This window comes from Collinsella sp. AF29-7AC, assembly GCF_003475665.1.
Classification (GTDB): Bacteria; Actinomycetota; Coriobacteriia; order Coriobacteriales; family Coriobacteriaceae; genus Collinsella.
In genome coordinates this window covers 710-1,126 of record NZ_QRQX01000051.1, presented here as the reverse complement: position 1 = coordinate 1,126, position 417 = coordinate 710, and the positions used below count along the sequence as shown (strand labels likewise).

1 pseudogene is annotated in these 417 nt (G+C 73.9%); it reads right to left on the bottom strand.

The window, feature by feature from the left end:
* Window positions 1-225: 225 nt before the first annotated feature.
* Window positions 226-417 (bottom strand): annotated as a pseudogene (locus tag DWZ15_RS10790) (IS30 family transposase); the annotation flags it as partial.

The window sequence follows — 417 nt, the reverse complement described above, 5'->3', positions numbered from 1 at the left end:
GGTTGATTTTCAATCTCAACGCAACAGCCTGAACGGACCCCGCGTTTCCGCAGCTAGCGCAACGCGGAAATAGCCCCCGGCGCCCGGCCGTCGCCCCGTTTCCGCAGGTGGAGAGGCTGTGGAGGGCGGTGCCCCCATGCCGCCGCCGCATGCTCCGCCAGCCCGCCGCGCAGCCGTTCCGGACTCAGCGCAACGGGCCCTCCGGCCCATGTCCCGGCCCGCCGCCTATCCCGCCAGCGGCCCCTCGCCCCTCGCGGCCCTGGCCCTGTCGATGCAGCCGGGCGTGAGGTCGAGCCCGCCGGGCGCCAGCTCCTCTATCCCGAACGCGTCCATGAGGGCGGAGGCGTCCTCCCCGAGGGCCATCCGCAGCACGCGCGCCGGCGTCAGGAACCCGAGCGCCCCCCTCGGCTCGGAGTT